This is a genomic window from Stieleria sedimenti (assembly GCF_025060895.1).
Lineage (GTDB): Bacteria > Planctomycetota > Planctomycetia > Pirellulales > Pirellulaceae > Stieleria > Stieleria sedimenti.
On the sequence record NZ_JANZKV010000095.1, the window covers coordinates 1 to 17589 of the forward strand.

Annotated in this window: 9 protein-coding genes; 6 read left to right on the forward strand and 3 right to left on the reverse strand. The window is 60.5% G+C overall.

Going from position 1 to position 17589, the window contains the following annotated elements:
* Nucleotides 1-217: 217 nt before the first annotated feature.
* The 5 genes from NZK35_RS13560 (at nt 218) to NZK35_RS13580 (ending at nt 10158) form a co-directional block, all read left to right on the forward strand.
* Nucleotides 218-991, forward strand: coding sequence for a hypothetical protein (locus tag NZK35_RS13560; RefSeq protein ID WP_259633074.1), 774 nt, complete (start codon nt 218-220; stop codon nt 989-991).
* A gap of 459 nt (nt 992-1450) precedes the next feature.
* A complete protein-coding gene (locus tag NZK35_RS13565; RefSeq protein ID WP_259633075.1) occupies nt 1451-4429 on the forward strand; it encodes a DUF1553 domain-containing protein in 2979 nt (992 codons plus the stop codon).
* 12 nt (nt 4430-4441) lie between these two features.
* Nucleotides 4442-5770, forward strand: coding sequence for a DUF1501 domain-containing protein (locus tag NZK35_RS13570; protein ID WP_259633076.1), 1329 nt, complete (start codon nt 4442-4444; stop codon nt 5768-5770).
* Entirely contained in the window at nt 5767-8694 is a 2928-nt protein-coding gene (locus tag NZK35_RS13575; RefSeq protein ID WP_259633077.1) for a PSD1 and planctomycete cytochrome C domain-containing protein, read from the forward strand. Before NZK35_RS13570 ends, NZK35_RS13575 begins: the two co-directional genes overlap by 4 nt.
* Before the next feature lie 3 nt (nt 8695-8697).
* Nucleotides 8698-10158, forward strand: coding sequence for a DUF1501 domain-containing protein (locus NZK35_RS13580; RefSeq protein WP_259633078.1), 1461 nt, complete (start codon nt 8698-8700; stop codon nt 10156-10158).
* A 28-nt stretch (nt 10159-10186) separates the two neighbouring features.
* Here NZK35_RS13580 and NZK35_RS13585 read toward each other — a convergent pair whose 3' ends face one another.
* The gene (locus NZK35_RS13585; protein WP_259633079.1) at nt 10187-12064 is read right to left on the reverse strand and encodes a rhamnogalacturonan lyase; all 1878 of its coding nucleotides are present in this window, start codon (nt 12062-12064) and stop codon (nt 10187-10189) included.
* A 171-nt stretch (nt 12065-12235) separates the two neighbouring features.
* Nucleotides 12236-13384 (reverse strand): 3-keto-disaccharide hydrolase, encoded by a 1149-nt coding sequence (locus tag NZK35_RS13590; protein ID WP_259633080.1) that lies wholly within the window; start codon nt 13382-13384, stop codon nt 12236-12238.
* Between the two features lie 298 nt (nt 13385-13682).
* Between NZK35_RS13590 and NZK35_RS13595 the strand changes: the two genes are divergently transcribed.
* Nucleotides 13683-17030: a DUF7133 domain-containing protein gene (locus NZK35_RS13595; RefSeq protein ID WP_259633081.1), complete on the forward strand. Its 3348-nt coding sequence runs from the start codon at nt 13683-13685 to the stop codon at nt 17028-17030.
* Nucleotides 17031-17077: 47 nt separating this feature from the next.
* Here the strand turns inward: NZK35_RS13595 and NZK35_RS13600 are convergent, their stop codons facing one another.
* The gene (locus NZK35_RS13600) at nt 17078-17440 is read right to left on the reverse strand and encodes a hypothetical protein (protein ID WP_259633082.1); all 363 of its coding nucleotides are present in this window, start codon (nt 17438-17440) and stop codon (nt 17078-17080) included.
* Nucleotides 17441-17589 lie beyond the last annotated feature (149 nt).

The following is a 17589-nucleotide window of genomic DNA, read 5'->3' on the forward strand; positions in this document are numbered from 1 at the left end:
CGGTATTGGGCTAAAGCCCAATACCAACACTTATGCCCGCACCATTCGGGTCAGGCACCCTCAGTTTAGAAGTTAACGGCGGTGTCTACATCGACCGGCACTCGAAAAAAACTGTTTTCCGCATTAAGGGGCTGGGCCGTTTTCTCGCAGGTCTTTTTCGTCCGGAACCTCTTCCGGTCGCTCCCAAACCTCCTCTCTCCTGCTGCGAGAAAATCCGATGTCCAGCTCGATCATCAAATGCGTGTCGGCTCTGTTGCTGTGTTGTTTTTGTTTGCCAGGCCAGGCCTCGGCCCAACATCGGGAGCGTTTTTATCCAAGCGGTCGTTACCATCAGGTCGACACCGAGCCAGACCGCAATGGCTTTCAGGCACAGGCCGGTCATGGCATGGGTGTTCGCACCGAAAGCCGACTCGGCGGCCAGATGGACAGCAAGGGCGACCGCACGTTGGGAATCCACGGCAACGTTCAGGCGGGATATTTTGCCGGAGCGGCAGTCACGCAGCGTGGTCGCGTGGGCAAGGTTGACATCAAGAATCAACTCAGCGGCGAATCCTTTACCGGGACCGAACTGGGTGGCAATGCGGGATTATCGCAAGACGGCGCGGGTCTGGGAGCCAATGCGTTTGCCGGCAGTCGCGTCAGCGGACGACTGGGCACCGAAGTGGGCGCCGTCGGCGTGGGTACCACCGGGGAAGCATGGTCCGGACTGGGCGCCGAAGCGGACGCCCGAGTCGGTATGAAAAACGGCAAGCTGAAATTAAAGGGCGAGTTGGGAGCGGCGCTCGGCGTAGGCGGCAAAATCGGCGTGGACGCATCGATCGACTTCAACCCGATCGCCCGCGATGTCAGCCGGCACGGTCGCAACGTCGGCAAAGCCGCATCGGCGGTCGGCCGCGATCTGGGTAAAACTAGCAAGACGGTTTCCAAGGACGTCAAACGCGCCGGCCAAAAAGTCGTCAACGACATCGGCCGGCTGTTCCGCAAACGCTGAGGCCCCCAGGGTCGAACGCGGTGAAGCATTTTCCCCATGTGTTTCTTGAGGTGTTAGCGGCAGGGCGCGAGCCCTCCGGTTTCTCATCGCTGCCAACATACCGGAGGGCTCGCGCTCTGCCGCTAAAAAATGCTTCACAGCGTTGTCCCGTAGGGCGTCGCAGCGAAGCACGTCGGCGCCACAGACCCTGTGAGCTTCAATGGCTGCGACCCCGTCGGGGTCGAGTGGTCCCTTGGGCCCGTTTCCCGGAGGTGTCGCTTCGCTTACCTCCGGCTACATGCTTTGATCCCTTCGGGATCCCCCAGCCCGTTTCCCGTAGGTGGCGCGACGCTCACCTCCGGCGACTCGCTTTCATCCCTTGGGGAGAGTCGCCCGCACGGAAAAGGTTGCATCGCGGCCGCAAATGGCTGACAATGGTGATCCCTCCCCCACCCTCCCCGCCTTCGCGACGCCGCCGCAGTGACCCCGCACCGACTCACCGCCGCCGTTCTCTTGCTGTCATCGGCCATCGTTCTCGGCAGCCCGGCCGCGGCGGACAACCAACTCGAGTTCTTCGAAAAGAAGATCCGTCCGGTGCTGGTCAAACACTGTTACCAATGCCACTCCGCGGAATCGGAAGAACGGGGTGGAAAGCTTCGGGTGGACAATCGCCAGTCGATGCTGGCCGGCGGCGAATCGGGTCCGGTGTTGTTGGCCGGCAGCCCGGACGACAGTCTGATCATCCAAGCGTTGCGCTACGACGGACTGGAAATGCCGCCGGAGGAACCGCTGCCGGAAACGATCATCAAAGACTTCGAGACATGGGTTTCCCTGGGCGCGGTCGATCCCCGCGACCAGCCCCCCGCCGACCCATCTTCGGGCGTCCAAACCGACGCGGCGGACGATGAATCCTTGTGGTCGTTTGTGCCCCGGCAGGATCCGCCCGTGCCATCGGTCAACGATTCCGATTGGCCGCGCGATTCGATCGACCGGTTCGTTTTGTCGTCGATGCGGCAGGCGGGACTGCACCCGACCCGTGATGCCGACCCACGCACACTCGTTCGTCGTCTGTACCACGACTTGATCGGTCTGCGGCCGACACACGCCGAAATCGAAGCGTTCCTGATCGACTTCGAACGCCACGGTGTCGAAGCGACCGCACGTCTGGTGGATCGCCTGTTGAACAGTCCCCAATACGGAGTTCGCTGGGGCCGGCACTGGTTGGACGTGGCACGGTACGGAGAATCCAACGGCGACGACGGGCTGGGACGCAATGCGACGTTCCCCAACGCTTGGCGGTACCGCGACTATGTGATCGAATCTTTCAATCAAGACGTACCCTATGACCGGTTTCTGACCGAACAAGTCGCCGGCGACTTGTTGCCCGCGGCGACGGCCGGGCAGCGAAACCGGCAACTGATCGCAACCGGTTTCTTGGCAATCGGGTCCAAACCGGCCGTCGCGATGAACAAGAACTTTGCGATGGATGTCGTCGACGACCAAATCAACGTCGTCTGCACCGGTGTGCTCGGGCTGAGCGTCGCTTGTGCCCGATGCCATGACCACAAACACGATCCGATTCCGACGAAAGACTACTACGCCCTGGCGGGAATCTTTCAAAGCACCGAGACGCTCTACGGTGCCGCTGGCAATGAGAAACTGACGGCGCCGCCGACGCCGCTGCATGAGTTACACGCTGATCTGCGAGCCAGCCGAAAACGTCCCGACCGCACTTCAACACCCAAGCTGACGACCGACTACTTGCAATTCGTCGACGCGCTCGAACCGGAGCTTCACGCGACGCTGGAATCGAAGCCCGATGAACTGACGCTCCAGGGCGAAGCGGAGCACTCTGCGGAAACCTTTGCCGAAGTCAACGACACACGCTTCACCGGCCGGTTCGACCAATCGGGTCAATCGTACTCCGTTTCTTTTTGGTTCCGCAACACCGTCAACAATGACGCGCGTCCGATCACGGCGTACTTGTTTTCCCGCGCCGCCTTGGATGACAAGACGTTGCCCGGTGATCATCTGGGGATCGGCGGAAACCATGACAAATCGCGTGCGGGAAAGCTGTTCGTGTTCAACGGCAACGTCAAGAAAACGTCGATCGTCGGATCCACGGTGATCCCCCGCAACAGCTGGAACCATGTCGCGCTGGTGCGGGATGGCAACCAGGTGAACGTGTTCCTCAACGGTCGACTCGAAATCGCCAGCGAAATCGAGGCGACGTTCGCAACGTCTCTCGACTATTGCTTGGCCGCCCGCAGTGACAGGTTCGCGCCGCTGACGGGAAACATCGGCCAGTTCACGCTGTTGTCTCGCGCGTTGAGTGATGAGGAGGTCATCGATCTGCACCGGTCGTCGGGCCAACCGCCGGGCGTGCGTCCGTCTTCGCCACTGGGGTTTGCGATGGGCGTCCGTGAAAAGCCGAAACCGACCGATTGCAAGATTCACATCAACGGCGAGGGCACCAAACTCGGCCCCTCGGTTGCGCGAGGTGTTTTGACGGCCTATCGAAACGTCAGCGAAGACGGCTTCAACGACATCTCGATCACGATCGGCAGCGACCGTAGCGGCCGAGCGGAACTGGCCGAGTGGCTGACGCACCCCGACCACCCCCAAACCGCCCGCGTCATCGTCAACCGAATTTGGATGCACCTGTTCGGTCGCGGCATCGTCACCACGCCCGATGACTTTGGTGTTTATGGTGCCCGCCCGTCGCACCCCGAGTTGTTGGACCACCTGGCCAATCGATTCGTTGCCGAAGGTTGGTCGATCAAGCGGATGATCCGGGCGATCGTGTTGTCGCGAACCTACAGCCTGAGCAGCCTGGCCGACTCGGGGACGACCGAACAGGATCCGGAGAACATCTGGTTGTCGCGACACGCTCGCAAACGGCTGGAGGCGGAATCGCTGCGAGACAGCATGCTGCAAGCGAGTGGCCGGTTGGACTACGCCCCGGGAAAAGGGTCTGCGATCGAAACCTTGGACATGTTGATCAACTGGCCGCCGGGCGCCTCGACCGACCTGCACCGCCAGTCCTCTCACCGCAGTGTTTATCTCTGCATGCTTCGCCACGCACCTCCCCAAGAACTGGCGGCGTTTGATCTTCCCGATGGAGTCGGTGTGCGGGGGAAACGCGATGTCACGACCTTGCCAACGCAATCGCTGTTCTTGATCAACAGCGTCTTCGCGGTCGAACAATCGCGTGAATTGGCCAGCCGGGTGCTCGACGATGACTCACGCGACGACGGAGATCGGCTGCGGGCGCTTTTTTCCGCCGTGCTGGGGCGACATCCCAGCGAATCGGAGCGTGATCGATCGTTCGCGTACCTGAGTGCGACCGAAGCCACACTCGCGGCCGGCGGCGAAGACTTGGACCGATGCCGATTGCATGCCTGGGCCAGCCTGGCCCAGGCCTTGATGACGACCAACGAATTCCGTTACGTGGATTGAGAGAAAGCCGCCATGATTTCACGTCGATCCATGCTACGAACCGCTTCCTGTGGCTTTGGCTTTCTCTCCCTGCAAGCACTGTTGCAGCAGTCCGCCGCCGCGTCCACGGCGGGGACGACGCCCCATCTCGCACGCGCCAAGCGTGTCATCTTTCTCTGCATGAGCGGCGGTCCGGCGCAACTGGACACGTTCGATTACAAACCGCAAACGGGAAACAAGAAACATCCGGGGTCTGTTTTCAAGTTCCAACGGCGCGGCGAAAGCGGGTTGTGGGTGTCCGAGTTGATGCCCGAAACCGCCAAACACGCCGACCGATTGTGCGTCATCAATGGGATGTATTGTGACACCGGAAACCACGCCCAATCGTTCCTGCAACTCCACACGGGCGAGAAACTGCGAAAGCGTCCGAGCATGGGCTCGTGGATCTCGTACGGCCTGGGCAGCGAGAACGCGGACCTGCCCAGCTTCGTCAGCTTGAATGCGGCCAAACCATCGGTCTACTCCAGCGAGTTCCTGCCTACGGAATTCGCCGGCACACCGATCGGCACCAATGGCGAAGACATGTCGTTGGCGACCATCCGCGACATCTCGGGGAACCATTTGCCGGCCGAAGTCAAACGCAGCCAACTCGACTTCGTGCAATCGATGAACCGAGACCACTTGTCTGACCGAAACGGCGACGCGGCACTCGAAGGCGTGATCGAATCGATGGAGCTTGCCTATCGAATGCAGGCCGCGGCACCGGAACTGCTCGATCTGAGCAACGAAACCGCAGCGACCTTGCGTCGCTACCGCGTCGGCAAAAAGTTGTCGGTCGGTACCTGCCGACCGACCGACTTCGGCCGCCAATGCTTGTTGGCGCGGCGTTTGGCCGAAGCCGGGGTGCGTTTCATCGAAGTCAACCATGGCGGTTGGGACCAGCACAAGAATCACCGCCGTGACTTGAAGGCGAATTGCGAAACCGTGGACGCGCCGATCGCCGCCTTGTTGGAAGACCTGGCCGCACGGGGATTGCTGGAAGACACGCTGCTGGTCTGGGGCGGTGAATTCGGTCGGCCGGGATTGGTTCCCGATGACGGTAAAGACGAAACCGGACACAACGCAAAAGGGTTCACGTTCTGGCTGGCCGGGGGCGGCGTCAAAGGAGGTCATGTGCACGGTCGAACCAGCGAAACGGGTGATCGGGCGGTCGAAGGCAAGGTCCACTTTCGAGACCTGCATGCCACCATTCTGCATTTGATGGGATTGCGGCACGACCAATTGACCTATCACCACGGCGGACGAACGCATCGGCTGACCGGTCCCGAAGACGCCACGGTCGTCCACGAGTTGTTCGCATGAGACGATCGGCGTTTCAATTCGCGACTGCCGTTTCAAACACGGATCTCGTCGGCTTGCTGCGACGTTTCCCGGCCGCCTGCCTTGTCCTGCTGTTCGCGATGGCATCGGACGTCACGGCCGCCCCACCGATATTCGAAGACGTCGCCCAAACGGTGTTGGCAAAGAAATGCGGCAAGTGCCATAGCGCCGACGTCCAAAAGGGCGAACTCGATCTGTCGTCGATGACCGGCGTGCGTCGGGGCGGTGAGTCCGGTGATCCATTGCTCGCCGATTCGATCGACGAAAGTCGACTGTGGTCGGTGATCGCCGACGGGGAAATGCCGCCCGACGGCGAACCGCCACTCGACGCCACCGAACGAAAATCAATTCACACGTGGATCGAAGCCGGCGGTCATTCGAACGTCGTGGCCGAATCGCATTCCGAAACCGTCGACACGCACGACATCCTGCCGATCGTCCTGCTCCGTTGCAACGCCTGTCATGGACCGCGAATCCGACAAGCCGGCGTCGACCTTCGCAGCCGCGCGGCCATGATCGCCGGCGGCAAAAACGGACCGGCCATGATCCCCGGCGACGCCGATGCGAGCCCGATGATCCGGCGCATCGAAAGCCATGCCTGTCCGCCCAGCGAATCCCTGTTGAAATTTTTCGTGCGGCGCCCCACCAAGGCCGAAGTGCAGACGTTGCGTCAATGGATCGACGCCGGTGCGCCGCCGGCCGGTGCAACGCAAGCCTCGGATTCCGAGTCATCCAGCCGTGCGGTCGCCGACGAAGACCGACAACACTGGTCATTCCAGCCACCGGTCGCAACAACCCGATTCCATTCGATTGACGCATTCATTCTCGATCGGCTTGCCGAGAACGACCTCGAACTCGCCCCGACCGCCGATCGCGACACCTTGATTCGACGCGCCCACATCGATTTGATCGGCTTGCCGCCCAGCCCGGACGAGTACCGAGTCTGGCATGATTCAGACGACGCGAACTGGTACGCCCAGATGATCGATCGGTTGCTCGCGTCGAATCACTATGGGGAGCGATGGGGCCGCTACTGGTTGGATCTGGCCGGCTACGCGGATTCCGAAGGCGGCATCTCCGCCGACCCGATTCGTAAGGTCGCATGGAAATACCGCGACTACGTCATCCGGGCGTTCAACGACGACAAACCCTACGACCAATTCCTGCTGGAACAACTCGCCGGCGACGAACTGGTCGACTACCAAAACGCCGACACCATCACCGACGCCATCGTCGACCAACTGATCGCCACCGGATTCCTGCGGATGGGAATCGACGAGACCGGCTCGCGCACGATGAACTTCGTCCCCGAGCGGCTGAAAGTCATCAGCGACGCGATCACCGTCGTCAGCGAAGGGCTGATGGGATTGACGATGGAGTGTGCGCGTTGCCATTCGCACAAGTACGACCCGATTCCCCATCGCGACTACTACCGGCTCAAGGCGGTGTTCCAAGGCGCGCTGGACGAACATGACTGGGACAGCTTCAAGACACGGACACTGAACGTCGCCACACCCGAGCACCGGCGCAAGGTCGCCGAAAAAAATCCGCCGCTGGAGAAACAAATCAAACAACTGCAAGGCCGACAAAAACAATGGACGGCCGACTTGCAGTTGCAACTGTTGCGCGATCACTATCCCGATCAATCCGAAGACGACAACCGGGCGACGTTGAACGCGCTGAAGAAAGCCGACAACAATCGTACGCTGAAGCAAAAGATCTTGGTCGAACGACTTGTCAAAGCCGAACTGCGTCCCGATTCGCAGCAATCCGAGCTCGTCCTTTCGTTGCGGCAACAGATCGAAGACGCCGATCACCAAATCGATCGCGTGCGCCGCAAGATGGCTCCGTCGCTCGCGATCCGGGCGCTCTGGGACCTGGGACGCCCCTCACCGACCTACGTGTTGCGACGCGGTGAACACGACAAGCCCGGCGATCCGGTGGCTGCCGGTGTCCCCGCCGTGCTGACCGACCAACGCAATCCGTTTGTCGTCACGCCCCCGTTCCCCGACGGCACCGCCAAGACCGGCCGCCGACTCGCGCTGGCACGCTGGCTGACCGACCCCAATCACCCGCTGACCGCCCGCGTGATGGTCAACCGAATCTGGCACCACCATTTCGGAACCGGACTGGTCAAGGACCTGGAGAACTTTGGCGTCCAGGGTGAGCGTCCTTCGCACCCCGAATTGCTCGACTGGTTGGCGATCGAATTCATCGAACGCGGCTGGAGCATCAAAGAGATGCACCGACTGATCATGAATTCGCGTGTCTACCAACAATCCAGTCGGGTCAGCGAGCGAGCGCACCAAGTCGACCCACAAAACCGACTGCTCTCACACATGAACCTTCGTCGCATGGACGCCGAAGCGCTGCGCGATTCGCTGCTTGCGATCGCCGGCCGTCTGGACACGACGCCGGGCGGTCTCCCCGATACCGTTTCGATCGATCGCGACGGGTTGGTCAGCGCCAATGCGACCGAGGGAGGCGACTGGCGACGAAGCGTTTACCTGCAATACCGACGGACCGAGATTCCGACGATGATGGACACCTTTGACTATCCTCAAATGGGCCCCAACTGTTTGTCGCGAAACGTGTCCACGGTCTCTCCCCAGGCGCTCATGCTGATGAACAACGGCCGCGTCCGAAAACTTGCCGCCGCGATGGCCGATCGCGTCGAAACCATCGTTTGTAACGAAGCCAGACATGACGAGGACAGCCTGGACGAAACCACGGTCGAGACGGTTTACCAGCTGGCACTGTCCAGATCACCCAGTGATCGCGAGCGGACACTGGGCACCGAAGCGTTGCAGCAGCTGCGGTCGGCTTGGGGGAACAATCCGGGCAAGGCACTGGAAACGTATTGCCACACGATCTTGAACTCCGCATCGTTCCTCTATGTGGATTAATGCATGAACCGGCCGACACCAACCCGCCGTGATTTTTTTGCCCGAACCAGTGACGGCCTGCTCGGCGCCGCGCTGGCCCAGATGCTCGGTGCGGATTTGTTTGGCCAGAGCGCCACGGCGTCCGACGATGCCCCCCCAACGCACGGCGGCGGAATCTATGACCTGACCCCCAAACCCGTTCACCATCCCGCCACCGCCAAGTCGGTCATCCAGCTGTTCATGAACGGCGGGCCGAGTCAAATGGATCTGTTTGATCCCAAGCCATTACTGGGCAAGATGGACGGCCAGCCGTACCCGGGAAATGTAGAAGAGATCGGCAACACGGGCACGTCGGACGTCGGCGTCATGCTGGGCGGCAAATACAAGTTCGATCGGCACGGCGAATCCGGGACGTGGATGGCGGACGTCTTGCCCCACACCGCACAGATGGCTGACGACCTCTGCATGATTCATTCGATGTGGACCGACCACCCCAACCACGACAACGCACTCTACAAGATCCACAGCGGTCGTCTGTTTATGGGGTATCCGACCCTGGGTGCCTGGACGGTCTACGGACTCGGTTCAGAAAATCAAAACCTTCCCGCCTATGTCGTGCTTTCCGATCCGCTGGGGCTGCCCAAAAACGGCACCCGCAACTGGACCGCAGGATTTCTGCCGCCGGTGTATCAGGGAACGCCGTTTCGGCCCACCGGATCCCCGATCCTGAACCTAAAACCACAATTCGAGCAACCCGACGCGGTGACCGAAACGGCGCGAGACCTGCTGAAACAACTCGACCAACATCATCGCAACGGTCGCCAGCACTACGCTCAACTGGACGCGCGGATTCAGTCGTATGGACTGGCCGCACGGATGCAACTCTCTGCCAGCGAGGCGTTGGACCTGTCCGGCGAAACGGCGGAAACGCTGTCGATGTATGGCGTGGGCGCCGCAGCGACCGACTCCTTTGCCCGACGTTGCCTGCTGGCCCGCCGATTGGTCGAGCGCGGCGTCCGCTACGTACAGATTTTTCTGGAAGAACAACCCTGGGACAGCCACGTCGATCTGGAAGACAACCACCGCGCCGCATGTGAACGCACGGACCGACCGGTCGCGGCGCTGCTCAAGGACCTGAAACGCAGCGGGATGCTCGATTCAACCCTGGTGATCTGGGGCGGCGAATTCGGTCGCACGCCCACCTCGCAGCGCAGCGGCGATCTTTACACCGGCCGCGATCACAACATGCAAGCCTTCACGTCCTGGATGGCCGGTGGCGGGATCAAGGGAGGAATCAGCTATGGAAAGACCGACGAATTCGGGCACAAGGTGATCGAAGATCCCGTCAGCGTCCACGATTTCCACGCCACCATCTTGCACGCCCTGGGGCTGCACCATCAACAGTTGTTCTTCAACAGAAGCGGCCTGGAAGAACGTCTAACCGGAGTTGAGCCTCCGAGGGTCGTGCACGAGATCCTGGCATGACCCACCCATGCACGACACTGTCACTCGGCTACTCGCCGACGATGTGGATCGCCGGAATCGGCGGAGCCGCCATGTCGTGGCCAAGAAAGAAACTCGTGTGCGGCGGTTTGTTGTAGACCACGTTCTGCCACGCAATGCTGAGCCGATATTGCGGGTCTTGCATGAGCGTGTACAGCCGATGCTCGGTCGGAAACGAAGTCGTGTAGACACGCAACGACTGGCCATCCGGCGAGGCCATGATGATCTCTTCTCGCCAGTCGCCGATGATGTCGCCCATCAAGTTCGGCCCGCGCGGAGCACCGCGACCAGCTGCGTTAAAGATCGGCCTTTCCTGTTCTGCCTCCCAATCCCACTTTGTGACCCGACCACCACGACCAATCAGTTCTCGCAACAAATCGCCGTCCCACCAAATCGCATAGCCAGTGTTGCGGGGCGCCCTGCCGACGGATTCGCCGGAGGCATTGCGTAATCCGCCTGGTCCACCCCAAGCTTCAAAACCTGGATGGCGTGGATCAATGTCGGCTGCTAAACCGGCACCTACATCAACACCGGGGCTGTGACTCCACAGCAACTCGCCGGTGGCAGCGTCTCGCATGGCTGCCCCCGGAGTTCTGAATCGAACGGTTGCCTCTTCGTTTTCCTGGACGGTGAAGACCTCCAATCCGGGGCGTTCGGGATACATGTCGCTAATGTGCATTGCATCCCCGTGCCTGAGTCCAGTCGAGTACAGCCCTTTGCCGTCGTCGTCGACGACCATCGCCTGGTACACGATTTCGTCACGGCCATCCGCATCGACATCGGCGACTGAGAGTGAATGTCCGCCCATGCCGGAATACTCAGAAGCGTCATCGAACGGAGGAGAGGAAATGCCGGAGTCGAACACCCATCGCTGCGTCAACTCGCTGTCTCGCCAATCCCACGCTGCCATCACGATCCGACCATAGACCCCGCGACACATCACGACGCTCGGCAACTGGCCATCGAGATAAGCCACACACGCCAAGAAGCGATCACAGCGGTTCCCGTATGAATCGTTTCCGCCGTTGCCGCCGATTCCACCCCAGCCGTCAATCGGATCACGACTGGGGACATAGTCAACGGTCTTCAGTGCTGCGCCAGATTCGCCACAAAAGATCGTGAAGAACTCGGGACCGTCGAGGATGCGGCCGAATCTTCGCGATTTCACGTCGTGGTTGCGGTAGTCCACTGTCGCATCGCCGATCACCGTCCCCTTGCCATCGATCGTTCCGTCAGCCGTCTTGCACGCGATTTCTGCTTTGCCGTCTCCGTCAAGATCGTAAACCATGAACTGGGTATAGTGCTCGCCTTCGCGGATATTAACCCCTAAATCGATCCGCCACAGGTGTGTGCCATCGAACTCGTAGGCGTCAAGAATCGGGCTGCCCGTGATTCCGGTGTGCGAGTTGTCTTTCGGATTCTTGACTTGATGCAAGACGATTTCGTATTGGCCATCACCATCGAGGTCCGCAATCGAGCAGTCGCCGGCACGGTAACCTTCAGCAAGCCGAATCGGAAACTCCAAGTACCCTTTGCGCCAGACGTTCACTGCCTTCGACGCATTGCCTTCGATACCGTCAATCGTCGGCCGCACAAAGTACTTCGTCGCCTCCGTTATGCCTCCCGAGGAGTCGAAAAAATTTGTGCCAGCGGTCAAGGGTTGAGCAGTGAGCCGCATCGGATCTCGCTCGCCGTCTTGCCGAAAGACATGAAATCCGATCGTTTGTCGTTCCGTCGAGAACAACCGCCAACTGACAAAAACGCCATCTCCACTCGATACAGCCACAACTCCGCGATCGAGCCGTTCCATGATCCGCTGTGCGACAGGCTGCTGTGCGACAGGCTGCTGTGCGACAGGCTGCTGTGCGACGGCGAACGGAGCAGTCACCTGTAACAGCAGAACGAATGCAAAAAGACAAGACAGCAAGTGGGCCACGGCGTTATTTCAGAATGCGTAATTTTTCGGGGCGAAAGGGCGATGTTGCAAAGCCTGCACACCGGAGAGTTCTTACTTAACTTGATGCCGATGGGGGTTTGCGAAACGCGTTCCAGGTTTCCTTCACTCCGCCGCGTATAGATTCGCAAACTCAACCGGACCGGATGCAGTCAGGACCAACTTTCCGCTTGCAGCACCGTCAGCCCCCGATGCAGCGACCGGCTGTCCATTGAGGTTCAAGACACGCTTTCCGTCTTGGGTGACCAATTCGATGCGGTTCCAGCGACCTGGCTTTTCCAGGTGAACCGCATACACCGGGTCAGCCAGATGGATTTGAAGGTTTCCGCCCGGTTGGATCACGACGGTGCTGTCCGGCTCTTTGAGGCGCACATCGATGACGAAGCTTGCATCGTCAAAGGAACGCGTCGTCGTCAGCGATCCTGTCGTTCCACCGGTCGCTTCAAAACCGAGCACCCAATCCTTGACCTTCCACTGCGACGCATCGCTCGCCTCCCATCCGTCCAGATTCAATCCGGTGTACAGCGAATGGTAGCCGCGATCGGCGATGGCGACTTGGTCGGCCGGCACATCACCGCCGGGTAATTCTTTGATGCGGACGTTGCGGTATTCGACCACGCCGCCCTCGGATTCCAAACAGATGTATCCCTTGCGCGGGACACAGTCCTTGCCGCGGGTGACGACGGTGCCGTTGACGGCCAGTGAGATTTCGCCGTCGCGGCATTCAATGCGGTAGTGGTTCCACTGTGGACTCGGCTTAGAGAGATTCTCGGTCGGGAAGGCGCGGCTGCCGCCACGTCCATTGATCGGCGTCATCGTCGCCCCGTGAATCGGAAAGATGTCACCGTGCGTGGTGTGGCTTTTCGTGTTGCCGTAGGCGTTTTCGAGCACCTGCACTTCGATCCCGCGATGGAACGGCACGCCACGCGCCGTGATGTCATCGGCCCAGACGAAGACGCCGGCGTTTCCCCGCGGCACCAGATGCCGCCACTCCAATTCCATCACAAAATTCTGGTACATCTTCGCCGTTCGAATCTCGCCGATCGGTTTGCCGGTACAGTACAACACGCCGTCTTCGAACCGCCATGTTTCTTCCGGAGTGTTGGTCCGCACCCAGCCACTCAATTCGGCGTCGGTGAACATCGGCTGGAATCCATCTTGTCCCTGCGCCGCCGGGTGCGACATCAGGCCGTGCGCGAGAAAACCGAGCAGAAGGAGGCACGTGGGTGCAACCGAACGGTGCAGTTGATTCATGGTGTTGAACGTCGTTTCAGGTGGTGATCGTGGCGTAGATGGCAGGCGCGCCGGGTAGGGACATTCATTCTAGTGCGGTGTCAGCGTTAAATGTTCCAGCGGAAACGGGGTCAGGCAGCCAAAGTTTAAACGTTGACGCACCAGTCGCGGAAATCGGGCGTCCCGTTGTCGTGACCGGACCGCGAGATCGGTTTCCAGCCTGTCGATTTTGATACCGTGGCAGGTATGATGAATCTGCGGGCGTTGCATCATCCCGTCGGTGTTCGAGCCTGCCCCACCCCCCATCGCCACTGCTTCCATGACAATTCACGTCACGCCCCGTCAACTCGTTTGCGTCACCGCCCTGATCTCAGGATGCTGCTTCTGTCGCGGCACCGGCGCAACCGAACCCCAATCGGTCGACGCGCTGCCCAAACTGAAATACCAGCGTTGGAGCGGATCGATCAACGTACCGGACCCCGTTGCGATCAGCGTGGCAGACAACGGCGACGTCTACGTGACCCAAACCCAGCGTCGCAAGATCCAGGACCTGGACATCCGGGCGAACAGCGAATGGATCCCCGATGACGTCGGCTTCAAAACGGTACAGGAAAAACGCGCGTTCTATCATCGCGTCCTGGCGATCGGTGGCGATCAGGTCGAAGCGGCCAAGCACGTCGAAGACGTCAACGGTGACGGCCAACACGATTGGCGAGATCTGACCGTGATCAGCGAAAAGATCCACCGCCTGGTCGACACCGACGACGACGGGACGGCCGACACCATCAATCTGTTCGCCGACGATTTCAAAACCGAAGTGACCGGGATCGCCGCCGGCGTGTTGCACTGGGACGATTCGGTCTGGGCGACGATCGCACCGGACGTTTGGAAACTGACCGACACGACCGGCGACGGACACGCCGACGATCGCCAAATCATGGCCACCGGATTCGGACTGCACATCGCCTACGCCGGTCACGACATGCACGGCTTGGCGATCGGACCGGACGGAAAGATCTATTGGTCGATCGGTGACAAAGGGATCGCCGTGACCAGCGACGATGGCCGACAAATCAGCTATCCCAATCAGGGCGGCGTCATGCGATGCAACCCCGACGGCAGCGATTTCGAAGTGTTTGCCCACGGGCTGCGCAACGTTCAAGAATTCGCCTTCGACCAGTACGGCAATCTGTTCGGTGTCGACAACGACGCCGACAAACCCGGGGAAAAGGAACGCTTCGTTTGGATCGTCGACCAGATGGATGCCGGATGGCGATGCAATTACCAATACCGTGGCGACGCGTACAATCCCTGGACCGATGAAAACCTGTGGCAGGTTGCCGGTGAAGACCATGCCGCCTACCTGGTCCCGCCGATTCAGAACTATGTCGATGGTCCGGCCGGTTTTAAATTCAACCCCGGCGCCGCGTTGTCATCGGCCTACAAAGACTACTTCTTTGTCACCAGCGCGCCCAACGGATTTCAATACGCATTCCGCACCGAGCGCACCGGCGACTCGTTCCGGATGATCGATTCCCACTCCATCGGCAGCGGTGATCCGATCGTCGGAATCGCATTCGGCCCCGATGGCGGACTCTACGGTGTCGACTGGGGCGGCGGCTATCCGTTAACGCAAACCGGCTCCGTGATTCGGATCGATGTACCGGTTGAAACTCTCAGCCCACAAGACCGCGACAACCGCAAGTCCGTGAGACACTGGCTGTCTCAAGATTTCAGCGAGCAATCTGACGAAGTCCTCTCCGGATTGCTTTCGCACATCGACCAACGCGTCCGTCTTCGCGCCCAGTTCGCGCTGGCCGCTAAGCAGCAATCCGACACGCTGTTGACCATCCTGTCCAACGAACAATCGGATCAACTTGCCCGCGTGCACAGCGTCTGGGGACTGGGCCAGATCCTTCGAACAGGCAGCGTCCCCGCCGGTGTCTTGGATCGTTTCCTGTCCGATCACGACCCGATCATCCGCTCGGTCACAGCCAAAACGCTCGGCGAAACCGATGCCGGTGATCCGACGGTGTTGATACCGCTGCTGGACGATCCGGATCTGCACGTCCGCGTCCATGCGGCGCTGGCCCTGGGACGCCGACCGACCCGCGCGGCAACGAAAACACTGCTCAACCTGGCAGCAACCCTGCCACGTGACCAGCACTACCTGCGGCACGCGATCGTCACCGCACTGGCCGCCTGCGCGACGCCGCAGCAATTGGCAGAACTTGCGGAGTCGCCTTCGGAACACGCTCGGCTCGTTGCCGTCCTGGCGCTCCGCCGGCAAGGCCATCGGTCGGTCGCCGGCTTTCTGAATGACGCCTCCGATTGGGTCGCCACCGAGGCCGCACGCGCCATCCACGACGACCTCTCCCTGCCCGACGCCATGGAAGACCTGGCGGCCGCCTTGGACCAGGACCGCAACGGGACCACCGCAATGAACCTGCGGGCGATCAATGCCAACTTCCGGCTCGGAACCGAATCCAGTTTCCGACGGCTGTTGCGTTACATCCGGGACGACAGCCACCCCGCATCGGCGCGGCTGGCCGCCTGTGAAGCCCTCGGCGACTGGCTCGATCCGCCGCTGCTCGATCGCGTGGATGGTCGCCGTCGAGAAGCCGCCGCCGATCGAGCCCTCGATCGTTCGGCGGCGTCCGATTTGTTGACGCGGTTGGTCGAAAGAAGCGACACGGCGATCCGGGTCGCGGCCGTGAAAGCATCACGACGGCTGAAAATCCCGCTGTCGCCGGACGCGTTGGTCGCACTCGCCCGTGACAGCCAATCACCAAAGCCATTGAGACTCGAAGCACTCGACACGCTTGCGACCTCCGATTCCGACATCGCACCCGGTGACCGCGTCGATCTGCTGGTCGAGCTGACCGCCGCACCCTCTCCGGCCATCGCAGCGCGTGCGATCGAGGGGCTCGCCGAACTGCACCCTGACAAAGCGATCGAGCTCATCGAGCAACGACTGGAGAGCCGATCAGTTGCGGTGCGTCAGGCCTGCATCCGGTCGCTCGCCGCGCTCGGCACCGCGCAAGCCGATGCGATGCTGGTCCGACTGGGCGAGCAATTTGCTGATGGAGCTTTGGCTGACTCGATTCAGTTGGACGTTTGGCAGGCACTCAACTCGCGCATCGACCACTTCGAAGCCGCTCGTGAAACGCTGGACCGCATTGCGACGAGACCGCCACTGGCGGAGATCACGTCGCCAAAGTTCCGCGAATTCACCCTGTGCCTTTCCGGCGGTGATCCGGCACGCGGCGAAACCATCTTTCGAACCGATCTACGCGCCCAGTGCAGTCGCTGCCATCGGATCGGAAAGCAAGGCAGCGACATCGGTCCGGAATTGACAAAAATCGCCAAGCAGCGTGATGCCAGTCACCTGCTTCGCGCGATCGTCTATCCCAGCGCCGACATCGAACCAAAGTACAACGCCCAGACGCTGTTGTTGGCCGATGGCAATGTGATTCAAGGTGTCATCAAAAGCGAAGATGACACCACGACCGTGCTGATCAATTCGGAAGGCAAGGAGATCAAGATCCCGACCGACGAGATCGAAGACGTCGCCAAGACGAAGGTCTCCTTGATGCCCGACATGACCGCGGTCCTCAGCCCGGCGGAAGTCCGCGATCTGGTTGCGTATTTAAAAACGCGACGCTAAACGATGCGTTGGATGCATTTGACGAGGTGTTGGCGGCAGGGCTCGGATCAGTGATGGCCGTGACCACGGTGATGTCCGTGACCCGGGTGATGGAAGTCGTAGTGGCCAGGAACGTAATCGAAGTGATTTCGGTGCGGCACCAGGGACGGCGGGTGATAGTCGTAGTGGGGTCGTGCCGGATGGTACCCACGATACGAACGATGGTAGTTGTAGGTCGGTCGGTACGAACGTCCATAATAAATCGAGGGCCCATACGACGGCCGGTAGCTACGGTACGCACCGTAATTGCCGTAACCATAGTTGCCGATGCGGATACTGAATCCGCCGGCTTCGGCTTCGTTTCCCGTTGGCATCAACACAAAACCGATTGCAAGCACCGGAATGCTTGCCCATTTCAATAAACGTGACATACGCTGCATCTCCATGAATGAGCGAAAGAGGGTCTGACGCCTGTTTCACGACGCATCCGGCGTGCCAATCGCACGGCAGTCGGCCACCGCTCGATCCAAACCCCGTGAAACACGCTGCGAAACCGTCCGCTCCGGGTCGCAGATCAGGC